Below are 24,733 nucleotides of genomic sequence, written 5' to 3'. Positions count from 1 at the left end.
ACACGCCACGGATGAAGTCCCCTAACGTCTGACCAGGCGAATGTTCGCGTCGATACGGTGGATACGCGGATCGTCGGCCGGGATCAGGAACGTCTCGTGGACACGCGCGGTGACGAGGGTCCGACCGAACAGCCCGGAGTCGATCACGTAGTCGGCGATCACCCGGTCACCGTCGACGCGGTACTGCTCGTCGCGGATCGCGCGGATCACCCGGAACTGGGGGCCGCGCGACAGGCTGCGGCGCAGATGGTTGCCGGACCGTCCCGTCTTGACGCCCAGCTCGTAGCGGACCGCGTCGGGCGCGTACGGGACGGAGTGGCCGTCGTGGCTGAGCAGGGCGGCAACGTACGCGCGGGCGGCGTCGAGCTGTGGATTCATGCCACCAGAAGACCATGCCGCACCCACCCGAGGGCTTGTTTTCCGCCCCACTTTCCCACCCTCGACGGGGCCCGGGGGTAGAGTGCCCGGTATGCAGCGTGCACTCCTTCTTCGGTGCCGCGGCGGGGTCTGATCCAGACTGGCCACCCGCCGCGGGCTTTGCTCGTGCGCCGGTCGCCTCGCTGTCGGACTCGTCATAGTCCACATTCGAACCTGGAGATCGATTCCCATGTCCCCTGCCGACGCTTTCACTTCCGGATCTCGCACCATCACGCCGCCGTCGAAGCCGGCACCCGCCGATCAGCCCTCCTGGAACACGCAGAAGGATTCGTCGATGCCGACGTTCCGGTACCGCTCGTTCGGTGAAGAGGTCGAGCAGGTGTCGCTGCCGGACCGCACGTGGCCCGACAAGGTCATCGAGCGCGCCCCGCAGTGGTGTGCCGTGGACCTGCGCGACGGCAACCAGGCGCTGATCGACCCGATGAGCCCGGCCCGCAAGCGCCGCATGTTCGAACTGCTGGTCCGCATGGGCTACAAGGAGATCGAGGTCGGTTTCCCGTCCGCGAGCCAGACGGACTTCGATTTCGTCCGCGAGATCATCGAGGACGGCGCGATCCCCGACGACGTCACCATCCAGGTGCTGACGCAGTCGCGGCCCGAACTGATCAAGCGCACCTTCGAGGCGTGCGACGGCGCGAAGAACGTGATCGTGCACTTCTACAACTCGACGTCGATCCTGCAGCGCCGGGTGGTGTTCCGCGCCGACAAGGACGCCATCAAGAAGATCGCCACCGACGCCGCCGAGCTGGTGATCGAGGAAGCGCAGAAGCACCCCGACACCAACTGGCGCTGGGAGTACTCGCCGGAGTCGTACACCGGCACCGAGCTGTCGTACGCCAAGGAGGTGTGCGACGCGGTCGTCGACACCCTGGGCGGCACCCCCGAGAACCCGGTGATCATCAACCTGCCGGCCACCGTCGAGATGGCCACCCCCAACGTGTATGCCGACTCGATCGAGTGGATGCACCGCAACCTGGCCAAGCGTGACTCGATCATCCTGTCGCTGCACCCGCACAACGACCGCGGCACCGGTGTCGCGGCCGCCGAGCTGGGCTACCAGGCGGGCGCCGACCGTATCGAGGGCTGCCTGTTCGGCAACGGCGAGCGCACCGGCAACGTGTGCCTGGTGACGCTGGGCCTGAACATGTTCACCCGCGGCGTCGACCCGCAGATCGACTTCTCCAACATCGACGAGATCCGCCGCACCGTCGAGTACTGCAACCAGCTGCCCGTCCACGAGCGTCACCCGTACGGCGGCGACCTGGTGTACACGGCGTTCTCCGGCAGCCACCAGGACGCGATCAACAAGGGCCTGGACGCGATGAAGGTCGTCGCCGACCAGCAGAGCGCCGATGTCGACGACATCGTGTGGGAGGTGCCGTACCTGCCGATCGACCCGAAGGACGTGGGCCGCACCTACGAGGCCGTCATCCGCGTCAACTCGCAGTCCGGCAAGGGCGGCGTCGCCTACATCATGAAGGCCGACCACGGCCTGGCGCTGCCGCGCCGCCTGCAGATCGAGTTCTCGCAGACCGTCCAGAAGATCACCGACGGTGAGGGCGGCGAGGTGTCCCCGAAGGAGATGTGGGACGTCTTCTCCGAGGAGTACCTGGCCCCGGTCAGCCCGCTCGAGCGGGTCCGGCAGAAGGTCACCGCGTCCGAGGAGGACAACGGCACCGACGCCATCACCGCGGTGGTCAAGGTGAACGGCGCCGAGCAGGAGATCTCCGGCACCGGCAACGGCCCGCTGGCCGCGTTCGTCGACGCCCTCGACACCGTCGGCTTCGACGTCCGCGTCCTGGACTACAGCGAGCACGCCATGTCCGCCGGCGACGACGCGCAGGCCGCCGCCTACGTCGAGGCCGCGGTGACCCTGCCCGACGGCACCAGCAAGGTCGTGTGGGGTGTCGGTATCGCCACCTCCATCACCGTCGCGTCGCTGCGCGCCGTCGTGTCGGCGGTCAACCGGGCGCACTGAGTTCGGCTGCACCACATCCGCCCCGGGGAGGGGCCGCGCACTTCCGGTGACGGAGTGCGCGGCCCCTCCTCCGCGTTTGTGTGCGCTCAGGCCGGAATCATCGCCCGCACGAGGCGGCGCCCGGACGCGTATAGCAGGACGAGGCAGATGGCGACGGCGGGCCAGACGAGGACGAGGCCGACGGGGCGGAGCCGGCCGACGTCGGACGAGACTGCGACGGTGAGGGAGGCGGCCGCCGTCATGCCCATGGGGAATGCGGTGGACCAGCGCCGGATGTCGAATTGCAGGCGTGGCCATCGGATTTCGGAGGCGACGAGCCCGGCGTAGCCGGCGAGGACGAGGGACACGATGACGACGCCGGCCACCTGGAGTGTGGTGTGCAGTTCCTCGGGCCAGCCGGCGGCGGCGACGGCGGGGGCGAGTTTCCCGGCGGCGAGGGCACTGATCGCGAGGGCGCCCGCGAACACCCACTGGTCGCCGGCGCCGATGCGGAACTGGTTGTAGGAGAAGTTGACCAGCACGGCGACGTAGAAGATCAGGCCGAGGCCGAACGCGGCGAGCGCGGGCACGACGAGCCAGTACGTGGACGTGGCGACGGCGAGGGTGGCGGCGAGGACGGCGAGGCCCTGGGTGGCGACGCACACCAGGAAGTGGACGCCGACGGTGGGGGTGGTCCAGTGCCGCAGCACGCTGCGCATGAGGGCGAGCCATGCGATCAGCGCGATCCCGAGCAGTGCCCAGCCGACGGTCGTCCAGCCGAGGAGGACGCAGCGGGTGCCGAGCACGCAGGTGGCGGCGACACCGGTGAGGGCGGGCGGGGTGTCCGCTTCCCCCACCCAGCGGGCGCGGTCGTCGAACAGTCGGGACACGAACACGACGACCAGCAGGGTCCAGATGGCGGCGTCGACGACGAGCCAGCACAGCGAGAACCATTCGATGCCGGCGAGGTGCAGGGCGACGGAGACGATGCCGGTGGACATCGCGGCGGCACCGGCGCCGGGCGGGATGACGGACAGGACGCGTCCGGCTCCTGTTCGCGCACTCCGGTTCTCGGGCATCAGATCATCATGACCATTCGCACTGCACACTCGCGGACGATACGCCATCCTCGATGGTAGGAGGCTGCCATGTCGCGTGAGAAGTCCGCTCGTTCCGCTCCCGCCTCGATCGAGGGCCCACTCGGTACCGCACTGCTCGGTGCGGGCCGGTTCTTCACGCCCGGATCGTTCTCCGACGATCTGCGGACCGTGTCCCGGGAGGGTGGCCGGGAGGGCGACGTCTTCTATCGGGACCGGTGGAGTCACGACAAGGTGGTGCGGTCGACGCACGGGGTGAACTGCACGGGGTCGTGTTCGTGGAAGATCTACGTCAAGGACGGGATCATCACGTGGGAGACGCAGGAGACGGACTATCCGTCGGTGGGTCCGGATCGTCCGGAGTACGAGCCGCGGGGGTGCCCACGGGGGGCGGCGTTCTCGTGGTACACCTACTCCCCCACCAGGGTTCGCTACCCGTATGCGCGTGGTGTGCTGGTGGAGATGTTCCGGGAGGCGAAGCAGCGGCTCGGTGATCCGGTGCTGGCGTGGGCCGACATCCAGGCCGATCCGGAGCGGCGCCGACGCTATCAGCGGGCCCGCGGCAAGGGCGGTCTGGTGCGGGTGGGCTGGGACGAGGCCACCGAGATGATCGCGGCCGCGCACGTGCACACGATCAAGGAGTACGGGCCGGACCGGGTGGCCGGGTTCTCCCCGATTCCGGCGATGTCGATGGTGTCGTTCGCGGCGGGGTCACGGTTCGTGGAGCTGCTGGGCGGGGTGATGACGTCGTTCTACGACTGGTACGCCGATCTGCCGGTGGCGTCGCCGCAGGTGTTCGGGGACCAGACCGATGTTCCCGAGTCGGGTGACTGGTGGGATGCGTCGTACCTGCTGATGTGGGGGTCGAACGTGCCGGTCACCCGCACCCCGGACGCGCACTGGATGGCGGAGGTGCGGTATCGGGGCACGAAGGTGGTGACGGTGAGCCCCGATTTCGCGGACAACACCAAGTTCGCGGACGAGTGGATGCCGTGTGCGGCCGGCACCGACGGGGCGATGGCGATGGCGATGGGTCACGTGATCCTCGACGAGTTCTTCGTGCGGCGACGCGAGCCGTTCTTCGTCGACTACGTGCGCCGGTACACCGATCTGCCGACGCTGGTGAAACTCGAGGAGCGTGACGGCCGGCTGGTGCCGGGAAAGACACTCACGGCAGCAGATCTCGGGGTCGAGACGGAGAACGCGGCGTTCAAGCCGGTGATACTCGACGGTGTCACCGATGCTCCGGCGGTGCCGAACGGGTCGCTCGGGCACCGGTTCGGCGACGAGGGCGTCGGGCAGTGGAATCTGGATCTGGGTGATCTGGTGCCCGCCCTGACCGTGCTGCGTGACGGCGCGAACGAGGCTGCGGTGGTGACGCTTCCGCGGTTCGACACCGTCGACGGTCACGGGGAGACGATGGAGCGGGGGGTGCCGGTGCGGACGATCGCCGGGCACCGGGTGTGCACGGTGTTCGATCTGATGCTCGCGCAGTACGGGGTGGCGCGTCCGGGTCTTCCGGGGCAGTGGCCCACCGGTTACGACGACGCCTCCTCCCCCAACACTCCGGCGTGGCAGGAGCCGATCACCGGGGTGTCGGCGGCGCAGGTGATCCGGGTCGCCCGCGAGTTCGCCGTCAACGCCGTCGAATCCGGTGGGCGGTCGATGATCATCATGGGTGCCGGGATCTGCCAGTGGTTCCACGGCGACGCCACCTATCGGGCGATCCTGTCGCTGCTGCTGCTCACCGGGTCGATGGGCCGCAACGGCGGCGGCTGGGCGCACTATGTGGGTCAGGAGAAGTGCCGGCCGGTGACGGGGTGGGCGACGGTGGCGATGGGCACCGACTGGAGTCGGCCGCCGCGGCAGATGGCGGGCACCACCTACTGGTACGCGCACACCGACCAGTGGCGGTACGACGGCTACCGGGCGGACGCGCTGGCCAGCCCCACCGGGCGCGGCCGGTTCGCGGGCAAGCACACAATGGATGTGACGGCGTCGGCGGTCGCGATGGGCTGGACGCCGTTCTATCCGCAGTTCGACCGCTCGAGCCTGGACGTGGCCGACGAGGCGGTCGCCGCGGGCAGGGACGTGGCGTCGCACGTCGCGGAGCAGTTGGCGTCGGGTGCACTGAAACTGGCGGTCACCGACCCGGACGATCCGCGGAACTGGCCGCGGGTGCTGAGCATCTGGCGGGCGAACCTGCTGGGGTCGTCGAGCAAGGGCAACGAGTACTTCCTGAAGCATCTGCTGGGGACGACGTCGAATCTGCAGGCGGAGCCGACGCGTCCCGAGTTGCGCCCGAACGACGTCGCCTGGTCGGACGACATCCCGGAGGGCAAGCTGGACATGGTGATGTCGATCGACTTCCGGATGACGTCGACGACGCTGCTGTCGGACGTGGTGTTGCCGGCGGCGACGTGGTACGAGAAGCCGGATCTGTCGAGCACCGACATGCATCCGTACATCCACGCGTTCTCGGCGGCGATCGATCCGCCGTGGGAGACGAAGTCGGATTTCGAGGCGTTCGGGGCGATCGCCCGCACGTTCTCGGCGTTGGCGCGCACCCATCTGGGGACCCGCACCGACGTGGTGCTGGGCACGCTGCAGCACGACACTCCGGGGGCGATGGCGTATCCCGGTGGCACCGAATCGGATTGGCGGTCCACCGGCGAGGTTCCGGTGCCGGGGAAGACGATGGGGCCGCTGATCGTCGTCGAACGCGACTACGGGGCGATCGCCGAGAAGTGGGCGGCGCTGGGTCCGCTGGTGGAGAAGGCGGGTCTGGTCACGAAGGGCGTCACGTATCACCCGGACGAGGAGGTCGCGGAGCTCGGCGCGAAGCACGGGGTGATGAGTTCCGGTGCGGCGGCGGGCCGTCCGGCGCTGGATACCGCGGAGAAGATGTGCGAGGCGGTGCTGCGGCTGTCGGGGACGTCGAACGGGCGGCTGGCGGTGCAGGGGTTCCGGCAGCTCGAGCAGCGCACCGGGCAGCCGCTGGTGCATCTGGCGGAGGGCAGCGAGGAGCGTCGGATCACGTTCGCGGACACGCAGGCCCGCCCGGTGCCGGTGATCACGAGCCCGGAGTGGTCGGGCAGCGAGACCGGGGGCCGACGGTACGCACCGTTCACGGTGAACATCGAGCAGCTCAAACCGTTCCACACGCTCACCGGGCGGATGCACTTCTTCCTCGACCACGACTGGATGGAGGAGCTGGGCGAGCAGCTGCCGATCTACCGTCCGCCGCTGGACATGGCGCGGCTGTTCGCCGAACCGGAGGTCGGTGACCTGCGGGACGGGATCGGGCTCACGGTGCGGTATCTGACGCCGCACAGCAAATGGTCGATCCACTCGGAGTACCAGGACAACCTGCTCATGCTGTCGCTGTCGCGGGGCGGGCCGACGATGTGGATGAGCCCGAACGATGCGGCGAAGATCTCGGTGCGCGACAACGACTGGGTGGAGGCCGTCAACCGCAACGGGGTGGTGGTGTGCCGGGCGATCGTGTCCCACCGGATGCCGGACGGGGTGGTGTACGTGCATCACGCGCAGGAACGCACCATCGACGTGCCGCGGACGGAGACGACGGGTAACCGTGGCGGCATCCACAATTCGTTGACGCGGCTGCTGGTGAAGCCGACGCATCTGGCGGGCGGGTACGCGCAGACGTCGTGGGCGTTCAACTATCTGGGTCCGACCGGCAACCAGCGGGACGAGGTGACGGTGGTGCGCCGCCGGAGCCAGTCGGTGACCTACTGAAGGACCTACTGACGGGGAGGTAGCGATGAAGGTCATGGCGCAGCTCGCGATGGTGATGAATCTCGACAAGTGCATCGGCTGCCACACGTGTTCGGTGACGTGCAAGCAGGCGTGGACCAACCGGTCCGGCACCGAGTACGTGTGGTTCAACAATGTGGAGACCCGTCCAGGGCAGGGGTATCCGCGCACGTACGAGGATCAGGACAGGTGGCGCGGCGGCTGGGTGCGGGACGGGAAGGGTCGGTTGCGGCTCCGGGACGGTGGCCGGTTGGCGAAGCTGGCGCGGATCTTCTCGAATCCGAAGCTGCCGTCGATCCAGGACTACTACGAGCCGTGGACGTACGACTACGAGAATCTGACCAGCGCACCGCTGGGTGATCAGATGCCGGTGGCGCCGCCGCGGAGCCTCATCACCGGTGAGCCGATGAAGGTGGAGTGGTCGGCCAACTGGGACGACAACCTGGGTGGTTCACCGGAGATCCTGGCCGACGATCCGATCCTGCAGAAGATCGGTGCGCAGGTGAAGTACGAGCTCGAGCAGTCGTTCATGTTCTATCTGCCGCGGATCTGCGAGCACTGCCTGAATCCGGCGTGTGTGGCGTCGTGCCCGTCGGGGGCGATGTACAAGCGCAGCGAGGACGGCATCGTGCTGGTGGACCAGGACAAGTGCCGCGGCTGGCGGATGTGCGTGTCCGGATGCCCGTACAAGAAGGTGTATTTCAACCACAAGACGGGCAAGGCCGAGAAGTGCACGTTCTGCTATCCGCGGGTGGAGGTGGGGCTGCCGACGGTGTGCGCGGAGACGTGTGTGGGCCGGCTGCGGTACATCGGGTTGATGCTGTACGACGTCGACAGGGTCACGGAGGCCGCGTCCGTCGCAGACGAGAAGGATTTGTACGCAGCACAACTCGACGTGTTCCTGGATCCGTGTGATCCGCAGGTGGTGGCAGCGGCCCGGCAGTCGGGGATTCCGGACACGTGGATCGAGGCGGCGCAGCGCTCCCCCGTGCACGCGTTGATCAAGGACTACCGGGTGGCGTTGCCGCTGCATCCGGAGTTCCGGACGGTGCCGATGGTGTGGTACATCCCGCCGCTGTCGCCGGTGGTGGATGCGGTGAGCCGCGACGGTCACGACGGCGAGGATCTGGGCAACCTGTTCGGGGCGTTGGAGTCCCTGCGGATCCCGATCGAGTATCTGGCGGAGTTGTTCACGGCCGGGGACACCGAGGTGGTGTCGGGGGTGTTGCGGAAGCTGGCGGCGATGCGCTCGTACATGCGGGACATCAATCTGGGGCGTGAACCGCAGGAGCACATTCCGGCAGCGGTGGGGATGAGCGAGGAGCAGGTGTATGCGATGTACCGGCTGCTGGCACTCGCGAAGTACGAGGAGCGGTACGTGATCCCGTCGGCGTATGCGGCCGACGCGCACGGTCTCGAGGAGACGGTCACCGATTGTGCCCTCGATTTCGACGGCGGTCCCGGCCTCTACGATCAGGGCCCGTTCGGGGAGTCGAGCGGCGGCCCGGTTCCGGTGGCGGTGGAGACGTTCCATGCGCTGCGGCAGCGGCAGACCGGTGAGGCGATGGGCGCGAACGCGTCCCGGCCGTCGCGGGTGAATCTGCTGAACTGGGACGGCAAGGGTGTTCCGGAGGGCATGTTCCCGGACGGGGACCGACGATGAGGCGGTGGCGTCGACCGGATTCCGGTGCCCGACAGCAGGATCGGGTGGTGTGGCAGTGCGCGTCGCTGCTGTTGGCGTATCCGGACGCCGGGCAGTCGGAGCGGCTGGACACGGTGGAGTCGCTGCTGGCGCACCTGCCGGACACGGCGGGGCTCGCGGCCCCTGTGCGCGCGTTGCGGTCGCTGCCGGAGATCGAGGCGGCCACCGCGTACGTGGACACGTTCGATCTGCGGTGCAGGACGACGCTGCTGTTGACGTATTGGACGGACGGTGACACCCGGAATCGGGGTGCGGCGATGCTGCGGTTCGCGGACGTCTACCGGGCGGCGGGGGTGGAGCCGCCGGCCGGGGAGTCGGCGGATCATCTGGCGGTGCTGCTCGAGTTCGCGGCCACCGTCGACCCCCGGGCCGGCGGCGCACTGCTGGCGGAGCACCGTCCGGCGATCGACCTGCTGGCGCAGCGGCTCACCGAGCTCGACTCCCCGTACGCGGCGGTGCTGGCGGCGGTGGCGTCGACGCTGCCGGCGGCGACGGACCGGGACGCGGAACGGGCGCGGCGGCTGGCGATGTCGGGGCCGCCGGCCGAGTCGGTGGGGTTGCAGCCGTTCACGTTGACCGTTCCGCCGCGTCGTACCGAAGGAGTGCACTGACATGTCGGCCGCGGAAATCTATTGGGACGTCGTCCCGTACGTGACGTTGGCGGTGCTGGTCGTCGGCACGTGGTGGCGGTACCGGTACGACAGGTTCGGGTGGACGACGCGGTCGTCGCAGCTGTACGAGAATCGGCTGCTGCGGGTCGCGAGCCCACTGTTCCATTTCGGGATTCTGGTGGTGATCCTGGGGCATGTCATCGGGTTGGTGATTCCGGAGTCGTGGACGGAGGCGGTCGGGATCAGTGAGCACGTGTACCACTGGGGTGCGGCGGTGCCGGGGCTGATCGCGGGGGCTGCGACGCTGGTGGGGATCTGGCTGCTGGTGTACCGCCGGCGGTCGACGGGCCCGGTGTTCACGGCCACCACCGTCAACGACAAGGTCATGTATGTGGTGTTGGTGGCGGCGATCGTGGCCGGGTTGGCGACGACGCTGATCGGGGCGGTCGACGGCAACGAGGCCCACAATTATCGGGAGACGGTGTCGCCGTGGTTCCGGTCGATCTGGATTCTGCAGCCGGACGGGGCGGCGATGGCACGGGCCCCGTTGTCGTTCCACATCCATGTGACGATCGCGTTGGTGTTGTTCGCGTTGTGGCCGTTCACCCGGCTGGTGCACGCGTTCAGCGCACCGTTCGCGTATCTGTTCCGCCCGTACATCGTGTACCGCAGCCGCGACGTCGCCGGACGCGACCAGTTGCTCGGTTCGGAGCCGCAGCGCCGCGGCTGGGACACCGACGCCACCGGCCCCCGTCACGTTCGGCGCTGACTGCGCGAAGCACGGGTGTTCCGGCAGGTGAACCGGATCGCCGCCCGAGGCACCCGAGCCTGCCCCCGACACCGTCTCGATGGTCGCGCCGAAATCCCTCGCTCGCCCCGATTGCTGTGTCACAGTTCAGGTATCTGCTCGATCGACACGGATTGGAGCTCTACCGATGGACTCGTTCTGGGATTTCTTCTGGGTGATTCTCGTCAGTTTCGCGTTCGTCGCGTATCTGATGTTGTTGTTCTCGATCATCACGGACCTGTTCCGGGATCACAAGACGTCGGGGTGGGTGAAGGCGATCTGGGTGGTGTTCCTGATCATCCTCCCGTTCTTGACGGCGCTGGTGTATCTGATCGCGCGTGGTGACGGGATGGCGAAGCGGTCGGTGCGGGCGGCGGCGGAGATGCAGAGCGCGCAGGAGCAGTACATCCGGCAGGTGGCGGGTAAGTCGGGTGCGGAGCAGATCGCGGATGCGAAGGCGCTCTTGGATGCGGGCACGATCACGCAGGCGGAGTTCGATGCGCTCAAGGCGAAGGCCCTCGCCTGATCCGAGTGTTCCGGTTCGGCACGGTGCCGCGTCCCCGGTCGGGGGCGCGGCACCGTCTTTTCCTCCTGTGGAAAACTCGCCTCGTGGGTATGAGCACTCGGATGACTCTGCGGGGCCGGCTGGCGTTGCGTGCGGCGGCGGTGGCGGCGTGGGCGTCGCAGAAGGCGGGCCGCGGCAAGGGCTCGATGATCGGTGGCCTGATCGCGTTGAAGATCGACCCGTCGGTGATGGTGCAGTTGGGTCGGGGCCGGCGCACGGTCGTGATCACGGGCACGAACGGCAAGTCGACGACGACGCGGATGACGGCGGCGGCGTTGGCGACGCTCGACGAGGTGGCGACGCAGGCGGACGGCGCGAACATGGATGCCGGGATCGTCGCGGCCCTGTCGGCGCGGGTCGATGCTCCCCTCGCGGCGCTGGAGGTGGACGAGCTGCATGTGCCGCACGTGTGTGATGCGGTGGATCCGGCGGTGATCGTATTGCTGAATTTGAGCCGTGATCAGTTGGATCGGGTGGGGGAGATCAACAAGATCGAGCGGACGCTGCGGGAGGGGTTGGCGCGGCATCCGGATGCGGTCGTGGTGGCGAACTGTGACGACGTGCTGATCACGTCGGTGGCGTTCGATCACGAGAATGTGGTGTGGGTGGCCGCCGGTGGCGGTTGGGCCAATGATGCGGTGAGTTGCCCGCGGACGGGTGAGCCGATCGTGTGGGAGGGCCCGCACTGGCGGAGCACGGGCTCGGATTTCGCGCGTCCGACGCCGCAGTGGTGGCTGGACGACGACAACCTGCACGGCCCGGACGGGCTGGTGTTGCCGCTGGAGTTGTCGCTGCCGGGGAAGGCGAATCGGGGGAATGCGGCGCAGGCGGTGGCGGCGGCGGTGGCGTTGGGCGCCGATCCGCGGGATGCGGTGCGGGCCGCGTCGACGGTGCGGGAGATCGCCGGCCGGTACAGCACCGTACAGGTGGGGGCGCATTCGGTGCGGATGCTGTTGGCGAAGAATCCGGCGGGCTGGCAGGAGGCGCTGTCGATGATCGATCACAGCGTGGACGGTCTGGTGATCGCGGTGAACGGGCAGGTGCCGGACGGCGAGGATCTGTCGTGGTTGTGGGATGTGCGGTTCGAGCATTTCGAGGGCGTGCAGGTGGTGGCCGCGGGTGAGCGGGGCACGGATCTGGCGGTGCGGTTGACGTATGCGGGGGTGGAGCACACGTTGGTGCACGATCCGTTGCGGGCGATCGCAGCGTGCCCGCCGGGGCGGGTGGAGGTGCTGGCGAATTACACGGCGTTCCGGGATTTGAACACGGCGATCGCGAAGGAGAAGAGCCGCGATGTCTGAGTCGACGGTCCGTATCGGTCTGGTGTTGCCCGATGTGATGGGCACGTACGGGGACGGCGGGAATGCGCTGGTGCTGCGGCAGCGGCTGCGGATGCGCGGCCATGACGCGGAGATCGTGGAGGTGACGTTGAACGATCCGGTGCCGGAGTCGTTGGACGTGTACACGCTCGGCGGGGCGGAGGATGCGGCGCAGCGGTTGGCGACCCGGCATCTGACGCGGTTCCCGGGGTTGCAGCGGGCGGCGGAGCGGGGTGCGCCGGTGTTGGCGATCTGCGCGGCGATCCAGGTGTTGGGGCACTGGTACGAGACGTCGTCCGGGGAGCGGGTGGAGGGGGTGTCGATGCTGGATGCGACGACGTCTCCGCAGGCGTCCCGGTCGATCGGGGAGATTGTGACGTCGCCGCTGATCGGCGGGTTGACGCAGCCGTTGTCGGGGTTCGAGAACCATCGGGGCGGCACCACGTTGGGGGCGGACGCGAAACCGGTGGGCCGGGTGACGCGGGGCGTCGGCAACGGTGTGGGTGACGGCGTGGAGGGGGTGGCGCAGGGTTCGGTGATCGGCACGTATCTGCACGGCCCGGTCCTGGCCCGCAATCCGGAGCTGGCCGATCTGTTGTTGGCTCGCGCGCTCGGCGTGGACGGGCTGCCGGCGCTGGATCTGCCCGAGGTGGAGTTGCTGCGCCGGGAGCGGCTGGCGGCACGGTAGACACGGCTGGGCGCGCCGGATCGGGTGCGCGGAAGCCTTCCAGGACCGGTTCCGTGGCCGGTTCGCAAAAATTTTTTCGACTGGGACACCCCGTCCGGCGCACTGCCGGGCGGGGTGTTTTGCGAAGGCTGCGAAGGTGGCGATCGAGTCCCGATCCGGGCCTCGGAGGCGGTCCGTCGCCGATCGTCGATGTCGATACCCTCGCACCGCGGCAGCCCTGCACCGTGCAGGAACGTGTGTCAGTCAAACAAACAATCGAAAGGTATTCTCCCCGCTCCCAGTAAATTGTACTGCAGTACAATTTAGCGTCACCTCCCCCCTCTTGCGAACGTCACAACAAAGATCATCAACACCTCGCCGGCGACCACCCCGAGAAGTTACCCATAGGTAGATTTACGAAATCGATAACAGCGTTGATCGAGCCGTAATAGCGTTCCAGGTGTCGCGGGGGAAATCCGATGACCCACCCCTGTAACGGCACTACATCCAGAGGGTCGACCTACACGATCACGAGGTGAATCTGTATGAGTGTTCGGAACAAGATGGCGGTTGCCGGCGTTTTCGCGAGCGTCGCAGCCCTGACCGCTCTCGGCACGGGCGTGGCCCAGGCGGTCACCCCGGAGAAGCCCACGGCCGACTACCAGGTGTGTGGCAACGTCCTCGACAGCTCCGGAGCAGGCGTTGCCGGCGTGGCCGTGAGCGGTGAGCTCTACGACTCGAGCGACACGGTGGTCACCGGAGCCATCGCGTCGACCACGACGAACGCCAACGGCGGCTACTGCCTCCAGGGCAACTCCGGCATGGTCGGTACCGTCACGAGCGGCGGCTACGTCAAGCTGCACGCGGCCGGAGGCAACTTCGGAACCTGGGAGACGAACGGCATCCACGAGAGTGACTTCCTCAGCCACATCTACGTGAGCATCTTCCCGCCGATCTCCCAGTCCGCGAACGGGTTCAACGGCACCGTGTGATCTGACTGCTACGTGTACCCCTCGATCAGCGATCGAGGGGTACACGTGGCCAGTCCTCCAAATCTCCACAAAAACCAACACGATAGGAATTCGAATGTCTGTCGATTTCTTTAAAGCCCTCAGACTACTTGTCGTCGGCTTCGCGCCGGTGCTCGGCGGCTCCTTGACTCAGCTCAACACCATGTCAGGGAACGAATACTCGTAACTATTCGATCGAAAAAGGAGTCCTCATGCTCTCAATTCAGAACGCGACCAGCTCACTCGGTGAAACCGTCACCCAGATGATCCCCACCCTCTACTCCGCGCTGTTCGGCCAGGCAGTCTCACTGTCGCTCGGCGTCCGAGTCTGACATATCACCATCAAAGAGAAAGAGAATCGATGGATATCAAAAAATTCTTGATGGATCTGGTGCTGCTGGGAGTCGGATCGTGGTTCGGCGGCGCCGACTACACGGGCAGCAACGACCTACTGCCCTCGTTCCTGAAGGCACTCTCGTAAGGAGACAACGAATGCTCGGAAACTACTTCGCAGGATCACTCGACATGTTCAAAGGCCTCGGCAACGTCATCATGCTGGGCATCTACACAGCGTCATCTCAAGGTGGCGGCCTCCAGAGCCTGTAGCTCGCCCGATCCACTGCAGGGCATGCCGTAGTTGGTTGCAACTCGACATGCCCTGCAGTCACGTCTGCATCCAGTGTTCGCGACGCGCACAATGCATACATCGATATCGTTCGATGAATCCCGGCGCAGAACACGGGTCCGGGCGCAGCCAAGCGGCGCAATAGCCAGCCCCCCCGAACAGGGGTGTGGCCGGGAATGCTTTCACATCCTCGGCCGCATCTCTGCTTCTCGAGTCTTTCACCGTGACCGGCTACTCGTTCGATCCGCACTACCGAAACTACGCCCGCACCCCACCGTCGGCAAGGCCTCGAGCTGCACTTTCCCAAGTTGTGACGGACGGGCCTCACCTGTGGCCGGCCCGTTACCCGAACACATCAGGGGCGCAGCGCAGCCGCAGAGATCGAGAACCCGGCGTCCATGAGCGCCACGGCAAGAGCCCTCCGTCGTGCGCGGTGTCGACGGACCCGGAACCGCCGGCGCCCCGACTACTACCGCCCCCTGTGCTCGAGGTCGTCGAGCAGCCGATTCCACTGATCCAGGGCCTCCACACCGGTGGGGATCAACACCGGATCGGACACCATCGGAGGGCCGATCACCGTGCCCGGCGTCGTAGCCTGCCCCGTCCCCAACCCGTTCGGTCTTGGTGCCGTTCGCGAACCACGTTGCGCCACATCCGGCCCCGGCGGACAGAACAGTGTCAGATCCGGCGTCACCGGCGTCATGTCCCCCACCGTCCGGCGCGGCGTGTCGTACCCGCACACCGGCCCCTGCGTCCCCACCAACGCGAACTCCGCCCGATCCCCCCGAACAATCGATTCCAACTTCCCCAACCCCACCGGAATATCGACCAGGCCCGCCGCCACCGCCGCCCGCCGATCCGCCACCACCGGCGTCACCGACGCCAGATCCGCCAACAACGCCCCGAACGTGCCCGCCTCCCCGTCGAACAGGGCGCGGGTTCGGGCCAGTGCCGCCGGCGACCGCCCCAACAGATGCTCCACCAGCTCCGACGCGTCACCCAACTGCCCCGACACCGTCCGCGCCGCCCCCACCGACCGCTCGAACCCGTCCGCAGCACCGGCCGCCGACCCCGCCACCGACACCGTGCGCTCCGCCAGCGACCGCAACGTCGGCGCCTGCCGCTCTATCACCGCCGACAACCGGTCGCCGTCGTCGATCATCCGCGCCAGATCCGGGCCCACCCCCGACAGCGCCGCCCCCACCTCGTCGCCCACCGTCGCCACCGCCCCCGGATCCACCCCGGCCAGCAGCCGCGCCGTCTCCCCCATCACCTCACCCATCTGTACCGGCTGCCGCTCCGCCGGCGCCGCCACCTCGTCCCCGTCCCCCAGATACGGGCCGCCACCCGAGACCACCGCCGAGTCCGGGTCCGGGACGATGTCGACGTTCTGCAGGCCCGCCACCGTCCCCATCGTCACCGTCGCCGCACTCGCCCGCGGAATCCGCGTCCCCGGATCCAACTCCACCTCCACCCGCGCCCCGGACCCGTTGCCCGCCAACAACACCGACGCCACCCGCCCCACCTGCACCCCCCGATACGTGACACTCGTGCCCGCCGTGAGCCCGAACGCGTCCACCATCTCGGCATGCACCCGGATCGGGTCACCGAACGCCCGCGGCCCCGCCACATAGGCGATCCCGAACGGCACCACCAGCGCCGCCGTCACCGCGAACAGGATCAACTCCACCAGCACCACCCGCCTCACCGGCCACCTCCCGTGCCGTCGAGCGGCACCCCGCCCGTCATCAACGTCTCCAACCCCGCCGGAACGTCGAGAGTGCCGTCGAACATCAGATAGTCGCCCTTCACGGCCCGACCGAAATTCGCCGTGAACGTGTTCATCGCGGTGAGCGTCTCCCCGATCCGATCGTTGAACGACCGCAACGACGCCACCACCGTCGCCCCGTCCTCCACCAGCGCGTCCAGCTCTCCCGCCGCCAGCACCGCGTCCGCGTGCTCCGTCAGTCGGGCAGTCGACGCCGCCAGCGCCGCCAGCCGATCCCGCTGCCCCGCCAGCACCGTCGTCGCCGCCGGCACCACGTCGAGGAACCCGTCGAGCACCTCCTGCCGCGCCGCCAGCTGCCGGGACACGTCGGCCGCCAGGTCGATCGACGCCCTCAGCTCGGTGCGCTGCCCGGTGGCCGTCCCGGTGAGCGCCGTCAACGCATCGAGCAGCACCCGCACCTGCTGCGGCCGATCCGCGAACGCCACGTTCAGCTCGTCGACCACCGTCGCCAGCTGGTCGATACCACTGCCCGTCAGCACCGTGCCGAGCGTGGCGAGGGCACTCTCGAGCTGCGGGCCGACCTCGGTGCGGGACTCGGCGATCACATCCCCGTCCACCAGCGGCACCGGCGACGGATCCTGCGGGGCCCGCAACCGCACGAACGGGCTACCCAGCGCCGACGGCAACTCCACCGCCGCCGACACGTCCCGCGGCATCGGCGCCGCCGCCGACAGGCTCAGCTCCGCCGCCGCCCCCGACTCCCCCGTCGACAACCCCGCCACCCGTCCGATCACCCGCTGCCCCGACCGCACGTCCGCCCCCACCAGCAGCCCGTCCGCCCGCACCAATTCCAGTGTCACCGTGTAGTTCTCACCCGGCACCGACCGCCCCACCGGAAGATCCTGGATGCCCGCCGAACAGCCCGTCAGCAACACCGCCGCCCCCACCGCACACCCCACCAGCCGGCCCCTCATCGGCCCGCCCCCGCGCCCCCGGAGAGCAGCGTCGCCAACCCCAACGGGTCCGACGCGCTGATCGGGAACGAGACCGGATTGGTGATCCCCACCCCCGAGCACACCGGCAGCGGATACCGCTCGCACAACGGCCGCGCCACCGCGAACTGGGTGAGCGCCGTCGACACGTTCAACCGGATCCGGCCCCGATCGTCCGGGCCGACCGTCCGCGACAGGTTCTGCATCAGCAGCGGCACCAGATCCAGGAACTCCGCCAACTCCGGCTGCCGCGCCGCCAGCGTGCCGCCCAGCACCTCCAGGTTGCGGGCCACCGCACCCACGTCGTCGCCGTGCTCGGCGACGAACCGGTCCATCGCGTCGAACACCGTCCGCAGATCCTGCAACGGTGCCGCGATGTCGAGATCCTGCGCCGCCCACGCGTCCCCCAGCTCCCCCAACTGTGTCACCAGCGTGTCGATGCTCACCTGCCGGTCGTCGAGCGCCACCATCAGCGAGTTCAGGTTGCCGACCAGCGCCTCGACGTCGCCGCTGCGGGCCCCGACGACACCCGACGCCGCACCCAGATTCCGCAACGCCCGATTCGCCGGCCCGCCCTGCCCGGCCAGCCCCGCCGCCGACTGCGACAACAGCGCCCCCACATCGCCCCCACCCGGGCCGAGCGCCTCGGTGAGGGTGCCGAGACTGCCCAGCAGCGCATCGAACTCGATCGGCGCGTGACTGCGTTCGAGCGGCACCACCGCCCCGTCCCCGAGCCGCGGCCCACCCGTGTAGGCGGGACCGAACTCGAGATGCCGATCGCTGATCACCGACGGATTCAGCACATACGCCTGCACGTCCGCCGGCAACACCACGTCCCCGCGCACCGACGCCGTCACCCGCACATGCGTGTCCGACGGCTCCACCGCCGTCACCGTCCCCACCGGCACCCCCAGCACCGTCACCGGGCTCCCCGGATACAGGCCGCTCGCGAACGCGAAATCCACCGCCACCGTCCGCGCCGAATCGGTGCGGCCGAACACGAACCAGCCGCCCGCCGCCACCACCAGCACCAGCGCCAGGGCCGCCGCCACCCGCGCCCGCCCCGTCACCGGCAGCCCTGCATCACGCCGAGCGCGCACAGCGCATTGTCCGGGATCACCGCGGCCGGCGCCGTCACATCCGTCCACGTGCCGTTGCCGGTCGCGTCGGTGGCCGACCGCAGCGCCGCCGGCAGCCGCGCCAGCAGCGCGTCGACGTCGTCGGCGTTGCGCTGCACCGTGTCCGTCACCGCCACCAGGTTCTCGGTGAGCTCCGCGAACTCGCCCTCGTGGGCGGTGACGGTGCGGGCCGTGCTGTCCAGCACCGTCCGCAGATTCTGCACCAGCCGGGTGAGCACCTGCTTGCGGACCGTGAGCGTCGCGACGATCGTCTGCGCGTTCGCCAACGTCTCGGAAATCGAATCCTGCTGCCGTACCGCCAGATCCGACAGCGACCGGGACAGCGTCAACAGCCGGTCCAGCTGTTCGCCGTTCTCCGCGACCGCCGCCGACGCCCCGCTCACCCCCGCGATCGCCCGCGCCGCCTGCCCCGGATCGGGCAGCACCTCCGACAGCGCCCGCATCATCGCCTCCAACGACGCCGTGTCGAGATGCTGCGCCGACGCCGTCACGTCCCGGCTCACGTCGTCGAGACTGTAGGGAACGGTGGTGCGCGCCAACGGGATCACTGCCGCACCGTCGTCGACCGGGCCGGCCGGCACCACCTCCAGATAGCGTTTCCCCAACACCGTCTCGAGCCGCACCGACGCCGTCGTCCGATTCCCCAGCGGCTGCCCGTCGTCCAACCGGAACGCCACCCGCACCCGATCCCCCGCCAGCTCGACACCCTCCACCCGCCCCGACGGCACCCCCGCCACCAGCACCGGATCCCCACCCGACAGGCCGCTCGCGTTCGCCAGCTCCGCCGTGTACGGGGCCGTCCGCGCCAGATACCACGCCTTGGGCACCCCGATCGCCGCCGCCAACCCCAGCACCAGTGCCGCGATCCCCACCGCCCCCAACGCCGTCCGCGACATCATCGGCACACCTCCGAATGCGTCGACCCGAACAGATCCGCCTCCACGTCCCCGGCCTTCACCACGAACGTGCACAGGTACAGGCTCACGAACCCGCCGTACCGGCTGATCCGGTTGACGCCGTCCGCGAACCGCGGCATCCCCGCCAGGAACCGCTCGAACGGATCCGTGTTCGCGATCCACTCACCGGTCACCGCCGTCGCATCCGTCACCGCCCCGCCGATCGACGCCTCCGACCGGGACAGGGTGCCCGCCAGCGCCGCCACCGCCCGATCCCCGTGATCGAGAACCGCCGCCACCTCCGCATCGCTGCCCGCCGTCGCCGCGGTGAGCTGCCGCAGCCCCGCCAGCAACTCCTCGAGCTGCGGCTGCCGATCGTCGAGGGACGCGAGCAGTGCGGACGTGTTCGCCGTCAACTCCTCGAACACCGCCCGCCGGTCCACGAGATCTGTTCCGAGCGTGGCGATCCCGTCCAACAACGTCGACACCGCCGCACCCCGGCCCGCGAACGTCTCCACGAACGCCCGGGACAGCGTGTTCACCCGCCCCGGATCGACGGCGTCGAACAGCGGCGCGAACCCGTTCATCAACGCCGTCAGATCCACCGGCGGCGTGGTCCGCTCCACCGGGATCGTCGCGCCCGGCTCGAGCGGACGCCCGGACGGTACCGCCGGCGGAGTGAGCGCCAGATAGCGGGCACCCAGCATGTCCGCATACCGCACCGCGGCCGTCACCTCACCGTCCAGCCGGTGCGCCGACGCCACCTCGAACCGCACCACCGCCGTCCGTGTCCCGTCCGCCGCGCCCGCCACCTCGATCGCCGCCACCCGCCCCACCCGCACCCCCGACAACGTCACCGGATTCCCCACGTGCAGGCCCTCCACATCCGTGAACACCGCCGCATACCCGTCCGTGGCGCCCCGCACCGGCACCGACAACGTGTTCGCCACCAGCAGCCCGCACACCACCCCCACCGCACAGAACGCCGCCACCTTCACCAGCGGCAACCAGCGGGCCGTCACCGCTGCGGGCCCTGTCGTTCCGGGGCTCGGGGTCCGCACGCGCCCGGCAGTGTCCCGTAACTCGGGCAGTCCGCCGACGTGTACGGCAGCGGATCGGTGAACGTGGGCACCGCGACGATGTCGAACCGGCCCGTCGCGAACACCCGCGCCCCCGCCGCCCCGAACGTGCGCGCCCCCTCCAGCGTCGCGGTGAGCCCACCCGGATTCGTGGCCGCCGTCCCCAGGATCGTCCCCGACGCATCCAGCACCGTCAGCAGCTCGTCCCGGTTGTCGCCCACGAAATCGGCGACCGTGGGCGCGAATTCGGCGGCCGTACCGATCGTGGCGGTGACGTCGTCCGCACGGTCGACGACGGTGCGGGACAGGCCTGTCACCGACTCCAGCGTCGCCAGCACGTCCGGGGTGGCGGCGTCGAGGGACTGCAGCACCGTCCGGAAATCGGGGGCCGCGTCCAGCAGTCCCTGCACCGCCGGGGTCAGCGTCGGGGCGGCCGCCGCCAACCGGTCGACCGTCCGGCCGATCGTGGCACCCCGCCCGTCCAGGGTGTGCGCGAGCGTCGACAACGCCACCTGCATCTGCTGCGGCCGCATCCGGTCCAGCACGTCCACCAGCCGCGTGTACACGTCGTACAGGGCCACCGCGTCGGGGCCGGCATCGATCCGGATCTCGTCGCCGTCGGCGAGAGCCGTCCCGTCCGGGGTCCCGGACAGTTGAACGTAGATGTCGCCGAAGAAGGTTCGCGGCAGCACCCGGGCCGTCACCGACGCCGGGATCCGCCCGATCACGTGGGCGTCGATCTGCAGCCGCGCCCGCGACGCGTCCACCCCCGGCTCGATGCCGGCGATGCGGCCCACGTTCACGCCGTGGAACCGGACCGGCGCCTCCCCCGTGATCAGCCCGACCGCGGCCGGCACCTCCACCGTCACCTCCGGGTCGCGGTCCAGCCGGCCGGTGCCGTGCAGCACCATCAGCGTGCCCACCGCGACCGCGGCCACGGTCGCCACCGCGCCGCGCACCGCGAACGCCGCGGTACTCGTCCCGCGCCGGCGCACCTCACACCCCCATCCCCGGGACGGTGGGCACCAGACCCCACAGCGCGAACGTCATGAGCACGTCCAGGACGCCGATCGCCAGGATCGCCGTCCGCAACGCCCGCCCCGCCGCCTGACCCACCCCCGCCGGACCGCCCGACGCGAAATAGCCGTACGCGCAGTGCACCAACGCCACCACCGCCGCGAACACGATCGCCTTGACCGCCGCATACACCAGATCGACCGGGGACAGCGCCAGGTGGAAGAAGTAGTCGTACGTGCCCGCCGACGCCCCGTTGAACAGAACGATCACCAGCCGCGTCGACAGATAGCTGGCGAGCAGTCCGATCATGAAGATCGGCAGCACACACACCATCGCCGCCAGCACCCGCGTGCCCGCCAGGAACGGAATCGACCGCACCGCCATCGAATCCAGCGCGTCGATCTCGTCGGAGATCCGCATCGCCCCCAGCTGCGCCGTGAACCCCGTCCCCACCTTCGCCGCCAACGCGATCGCCACCACCACCGGCGCCAGCTCGCGGGTGTTCGCGATCGCCGACAGCATCCCCGACAGCGTCGACATGCCGATCAGTTCCAGCCCGCGATGCGTTTCGACGCCCAGCATCATCGCCGCCGCCAACGACATCGCGAACACGATCCCCACCGTCCCGCCACCCGACAGCAGCGAACGGTTACCGAAACTCACCTCACCGATCTGGGTGAGGACGTGCTTGCGGTAGCGGACCGCCGCATACGGCAACGACGCCACCGTGCGGCCGTAGAACGTGACGTGCCGGCCCACATCGGCGAGCCCGCCGTACACGGCGTCCACCGGCCGGGCGGCCCGGCGCAGACGCACCCGCGTATCGAACCCCACCATCAGTACGTCCCCACCGCCGGCACGATCACCGTGTACAACGCCGACAACACTGTGTTGGCGACGAACACCAGCGCGAACGCGATCACCACCGCCTCGTTGACGGCGTCCGCCACCCCACGCGGGCCGCCGTGCGCATGCAACCCCTTGAACGTCGCCACCAGGGTGGACGCGAGCGCGAAGATCGTCGCCTTCACCAGCGCCGTCACGAAATCCGAGGTGCGCCCGTACTGGCTGAACGTGGCCAGGAACGCGCCGGCCGGCAGATGCTGCACGTACACGTGGTAGGCGTAGCAGGCCATCACCCCACCGAACGTCACCATCGCGCACAGGGCCAGCGACACCACCACGGCCGCGACCAGCCGGGGCGCCACCAACCGCTCGAGCACGTCGACACCCATCACCTCGAGGGCGTCGACCTCCTCACGAATCTTCCTCGCACCCAGGTCCGTACAGATCGCCGAGCCGGCCACCCCCGCCATCATCAACGCGCACACCAGGGCCGACGCCTGTCCCACGATCACGAACGCCACCACCGCCCCCGAATACCCGCCGGCCCCGATCCGGCCCGCCAGCTCCCCCACCGACACGGCCACGAACACCCCGACCGGAATCATCAGCAGCAGCGACGGTCCCGTGCTCACCCGGCCGACGAACAGCGTCTGCGTCACCGTCTCCCGCACCGACAGCCGACCGTGGACGACCGCGCGGGCGAGCGCGGCGAGGGCCTGCACCGAGAACCCGATGAGATACCCGCCCTGCAGCGCCACATCACGCAGCGGCCCCTTCGCGGCGGGCAGCTCGAACGTCATTGCAAGGCCCGGAGCTCGCCCTTGACGACCTTCCCACTCGCGTTGCGCGGCAACGCCTCCACACACAGCAGCGCCTTCGGATGCTTGTACCGGGCCAGCTGTGTACCGAGGAACTGTTGCAGTTCGTCGAGCGTCAACCCGCCGGCGTCCGGCCGCAATGCCACCACCGCCACCGGGATCTCCCCCCACTGCGGGTCGGCGCGGCCGATCACCGCGGCCTCGAGCACCTTCGGATGCGCGAACAGCGCGTTCTCCACCTCGGCGCAGTAGATGTTCTCGCCACCGGAAATGATCATGTCCTTCTTGCGGTCCACCACGTAGACGAACCCCTCACCGTCCACGCGCACCAGATCACCCGAATGGAACCAGCCACCGTGGAACGCGTCCGCCGTGGCCGCCGGATTCTGCCAGTACCCGAGCATCGTCGTCGGCCCCCGGTACACGATCTCCCCCACCTGGCCGGGCGGAACATCGTTCATGTCGTCGTCCACGACGCGGGCCTGCACCGTCGGAATCACCCGGCCCACCGATCCCAGCTTGCGCAGCGCATCCTCCCCGTCCAGCACGCACGTGATCGGCGACATCTCCGTCTGCCCGAACACCGCCACGTTCGACGCCTCCGGGAACGTCTCCGCCATCGCCCGCAGTACCGTGTCCGATGCCGGAGCCGCACCCCAGGAGATGTTGCGCAGCTTCAGGTTCCGGGGGCTGTGCTGCTGCGCCGCGCACACGGCCTGCCACTGCACCGGCACCAGGAACAGCGAGGTGACCCGCTCCTGCTCGAGCACGTCCAGCAAGGTGTCCGGGTCGAACGCGCCCACCGGATGGATCACCGTGGTCAGCCCCAGCATCAGGCTCGGCGCCATCGACCCCAGCGCCGCGATGTGGAACATCGGCGACGCACAGAAACCGATGTCGTCGGGGCGGTGCATCTGGAACGCCCGGATACAGGTGAGGGCCTGCGCCGCCATGTTGGCGTGCGTGAGCACCGCCCCCTTCGGCCGGCCCGTCGTCCCCGACGTGTACATGATCAGCGCCGGCGTGTCGTCCGGAATGTCGACCGGCAGGTGCGGCTCGCCCGGCTCGGCGATCAGCGCCTCGTAGCCGTCGGGGTCCCCCACCGTGATCGTCTGCTCCAACTCGGCCGTCTCCGCCCGCACCGCCTCCACCAGTGGCGCCAGTACCGTGTCCGTCACCACGACGCGAGCGCCACTGTCCCGCAACAGGAATGCCACCTCCGGTGCCGTCATCCGGAAATTCACCGGCACCGCGATCGCCCCCAGTGCAGTGGCCGCCAGCACCGTCTCCAGATATTCGGGACGGTTGAGCATGAGGATCAGCACCCGGTCCCCGAACCGCACCCCACGGCGGTCCAGGGCGCCGGCCAGCCGCTCCACCCGATCGTGCAGCCCGGACCAGGTGATCGTGGCCCCCTGGAACCGCAGCGCAGCCCGGTCCGGGATCATCAGCGCGTGCCGGGCCACCTGGTTGTTCCAGTTGTTGCGCCGGAACCGTCCGGCCTCGAGCGCGGCCGTGGGAGTTGCAGTTGAAGCGACCATCGAAGGTTCCTCTCGTGCGGAGCGGGCCCTTCCGACCGGACCGAGCCCGTCGTGCGATGTGATGCAGGTTACACACATTGCGCGGTTTCGGGTGCTGTTTTGTTAACGGCGATTCTCCGGG

The 24,733-nt window shown here is 68.9% G+C and carries 20 protein-coding genes; 9 read left to right on the top strand and 11 right to left on the bottom strand.

Annotated features, from left to right (window positions below; genetic code table 11):
- Positions 1-21 precede the first annotated feature (21 nt).
- Positions 22-378, bottom strand: coding sequence for a DUF8021 domain-containing protein (locus Q5696_RS02235; protein ID WP_305093616.1), 357 nt, complete (start codon positions 376-378; stop codon positions 22-24).
- A 229-nt stretch (positions 379-607) separates the two neighbouring features.
- Between Q5696_RS02235 and leuA the strand changes: the two genes are divergently transcribed.
- Positions 608-2,416 (top strand): 2-isopropylmalate synthase, encoded by a 1,809-nt coding sequence (gene leuA, locus Q5696_RS02230; protein WP_305093615.1) that lies wholly within the window; start codon positions 608-610, stop codon positions 2,414-2,416.
- 86 nt (positions 2,417-2,502) lie between these two features.
- On the opposite strand, the gene Q5696_RS02225 is transcribed toward leuA, so the two are convergent.
- On the bottom strand, positions 2,503-3,474 hold the full coding sequence (locus Q5696_RS02225; protein WP_305093614.1) for a tellurite resistance/C4-dicarboxylate transporter family protein: 972 nt from the start codon (positions 3,472-3,474) through the stop codon (positions 2,503-2,505).
- Positions 3,475-3,543: 69 nt separating this feature from the next.
- On the opposite strand from Q5696_RS02225, the gene Q5696_RS02220 reads away from it, so the two are divergent.
- From Q5696_RS02220 to Q5696_RS02185, 8 genes are all read left to right on the top strand, one after another.
- Entirely contained in the window at positions 3,544-7,251 is a 3,708-nt protein-coding gene (locus Q5696_RS02220) for a nitrate reductase subunit alpha (RefSeq protein WP_305093613.1), read from the top strand.
- Between the two features lie 25 nt (positions 7,252-7,276).
- A complete protein-coding gene (gene narH, locus Q5696_RS02215; RefSeq protein ID WP_305093612.1) occupies positions 7,277-8,932 on the top strand; it encodes a nitrate reductase subunit beta in 1,656 nt (551 codons plus the stop codon).
- On the top strand, positions 8,929-9,582 hold the full coding sequence (narJ, locus tag Q5696_RS02210; protein ID WP_305093611.1) for a nitrate reductase molybdenum cofactor assembly chaperone: 654 nt from the start codon (positions 8,929-8,931) through the stop codon (positions 9,580-9,582). The genes narH and narJ overlap by 4 nt, the downstream gene beginning before the upstream one ends.
- Position 9,583: 1 nt before the next feature.
- Positions 9,584-10,351, top strand: coding sequence for a respiratory nitrate reductase subunit gamma (gene narI / locus Q5696_RS02205; protein WP_305093610.1), 768 nt, complete (start codon positions 9,584-9,586; stop codon positions 10,349-10,351).
- 166 nt (positions 10,352-10,517) lie between these two features.
- Positions 10,518-10,895: an SHOCT domain-containing protein gene (locus Q5696_RS02200; protein ID WP_305093609.1), complete on the top strand. Its 378-nt coding sequence runs from the start codon at positions 10,518-10,520 to the stop codon at positions 10,893-10,895.
- An 89-nt stretch (positions 10,896-10,984) separates the two neighbouring features.
- Positions 10,985-12,235 carry a Mur ligase family protein gene (locus Q5696_RS02195; protein ID WP_305093608.1) on the top strand — a complete coding sequence of 417 codons (1,251 nt, stop codon included), beginning with the start codon at positions 10,985-10,987 and terminating at the stop codon, positions 12,233-12,235.
- Positions 12,228-12,941, top strand: coding sequence for a type 1 glutamine amidotransferase (locus Q5696_RS02190; RefSeq protein ID WP_305093607.1), 714 nt, complete (start codon positions 12,228-12,230; stop codon positions 12,939-12,941). Before Q5696_RS02195 ends, Q5696_RS02190 begins: the two co-directional genes overlap by 8 nt.
- 524 nt (positions 12,942-13,465) lie before the next feature.
- A complete protein-coding gene (locus tag Q5696_RS02185) occupies positions 13,466-13,912 on the top strand; it encodes a carboxypeptidase-like regulatory domain-containing protein (RefSeq protein WP_305093606.1) in 447 nt (148 codons plus the stop codon).
- 1,112 nt (positions 13,913-15,024) lie between these two features.
- Here the strand turns inward: Q5696_RS02185 and Q5696_RS02180 are convergent.
- From Q5696_RS02180 to fadD5, 9 genes are read right to left on the bottom strand one after another with little or no spacing between them, the layout of a single operon-like run.
- The gene (locus Q5696_RS02180) at positions 15,025-16,263 is read right to left on the bottom strand and encodes an MlaD family protein (RefSeq protein WP_305093605.1); all 1,239 of its coding nucleotides are present in this window, start codon (positions 16,261-16,263) and stop codon (positions 15,025-15,027) included.
- A complete protein-coding gene (locus tag Q5696_RS02175) occupies positions 16,260-17,258 on the bottom strand; it encodes an MCE family protein (RefSeq protein WP_305093604.1) in 999 nt (332 codons plus the stop codon). Before Q5696_RS02175 ends, Q5696_RS02180 begins: the two co-directional genes overlap by 4 nt.
- Entirely contained in the window at positions 17,255-18,376 is a 1,122-nt protein-coding gene (locus Q5696_RS02170; RefSeq protein WP_305093603.1) for an MCE family protein, read from the bottom strand. The genes Q5696_RS02175 and Q5696_RS02170 overlap by 4 nt, the downstream gene beginning before the upstream one ends.
- A complete protein-coding gene (locus Q5696_RS02165; RefSeq protein ID WP_305093602.1) occupies positions 18,343-19,314 on the bottom strand; it encodes an MCE family protein in 972 nt (323 codons plus the stop codon). The genes Q5696_RS02170 and Q5696_RS02165 overlap by 34 nt, the downstream gene beginning before the upstream one ends.
- Positions 19,311-20,372, bottom strand: coding sequence for an MCE family protein (locus tag Q5696_RS02160; protein WP_305093601.1), 1,062 nt, complete (start codon positions 20,370-20,372; stop codon positions 19,311-19,313). Before Q5696_RS02160 ends, Q5696_RS02165 begins: the two co-directional genes overlap by 4 nt.
- Entirely contained in the window at positions 20,330-21,385 is a 1,056-nt protein-coding gene (locus tag Q5696_RS02155) for an MCE family protein (protein WP_305093600.1), read from the bottom strand. The genes Q5696_RS02160 and Q5696_RS02155 overlap by 43 nt, the downstream gene beginning before the upstream one ends.
- Position 21,386: 1 nt before the next feature.
- A complete protein-coding gene (locus Q5696_RS02150) occupies positions 21,387-22,244 on the bottom strand; it encodes an MlaE family ABC transporter permease (RefSeq protein ID WP_305093599.1) in 858 nt (285 codons plus the stop codon).
- Positions 22,244-23,053 (bottom strand): ABC transporter permease, encoded by an 810-nt coding sequence (locus Q5696_RS02145; RefSeq protein WP_305093598.1) that lies wholly within the window; start codon positions 23,051-23,053, stop codon positions 22,244-22,246. Before Q5696_RS02145 ends, Q5696_RS02150 begins: the two co-directional genes overlap by 1 nt.
- Positions 23,050-24,612 carry a fatty-acid--CoA ligase FadD5 gene (gene fadD5 / locus Q5696_RS02140; RefSeq protein ID WP_305093597.1) on the bottom strand — a complete coding sequence of 521 codons (1,563 nt, stop codon included), beginning with the start codon at positions 24,610-24,612 and terminating at the stop codon, positions 23,050-23,052. Before fadD5 ends, Q5696_RS02145 begins: the two co-directional genes overlap by 4 nt.
- Positions 24,613-24,733: the final 121 nt, after the last annotated feature.

Origin of the sequence: Prescottella sp. R16 (assembly GCF_030656875.1) — a bacterium.
GTDB lineage: Bacteria > Actinomycetota > Actinomycetes > Mycobacteriales > Mycobacteriaceae > Prescottella.
Note: the sequence above shows the minus strand (reverse complement) of the source record. Positions and strands in the feature narration are given on the sequence as shown.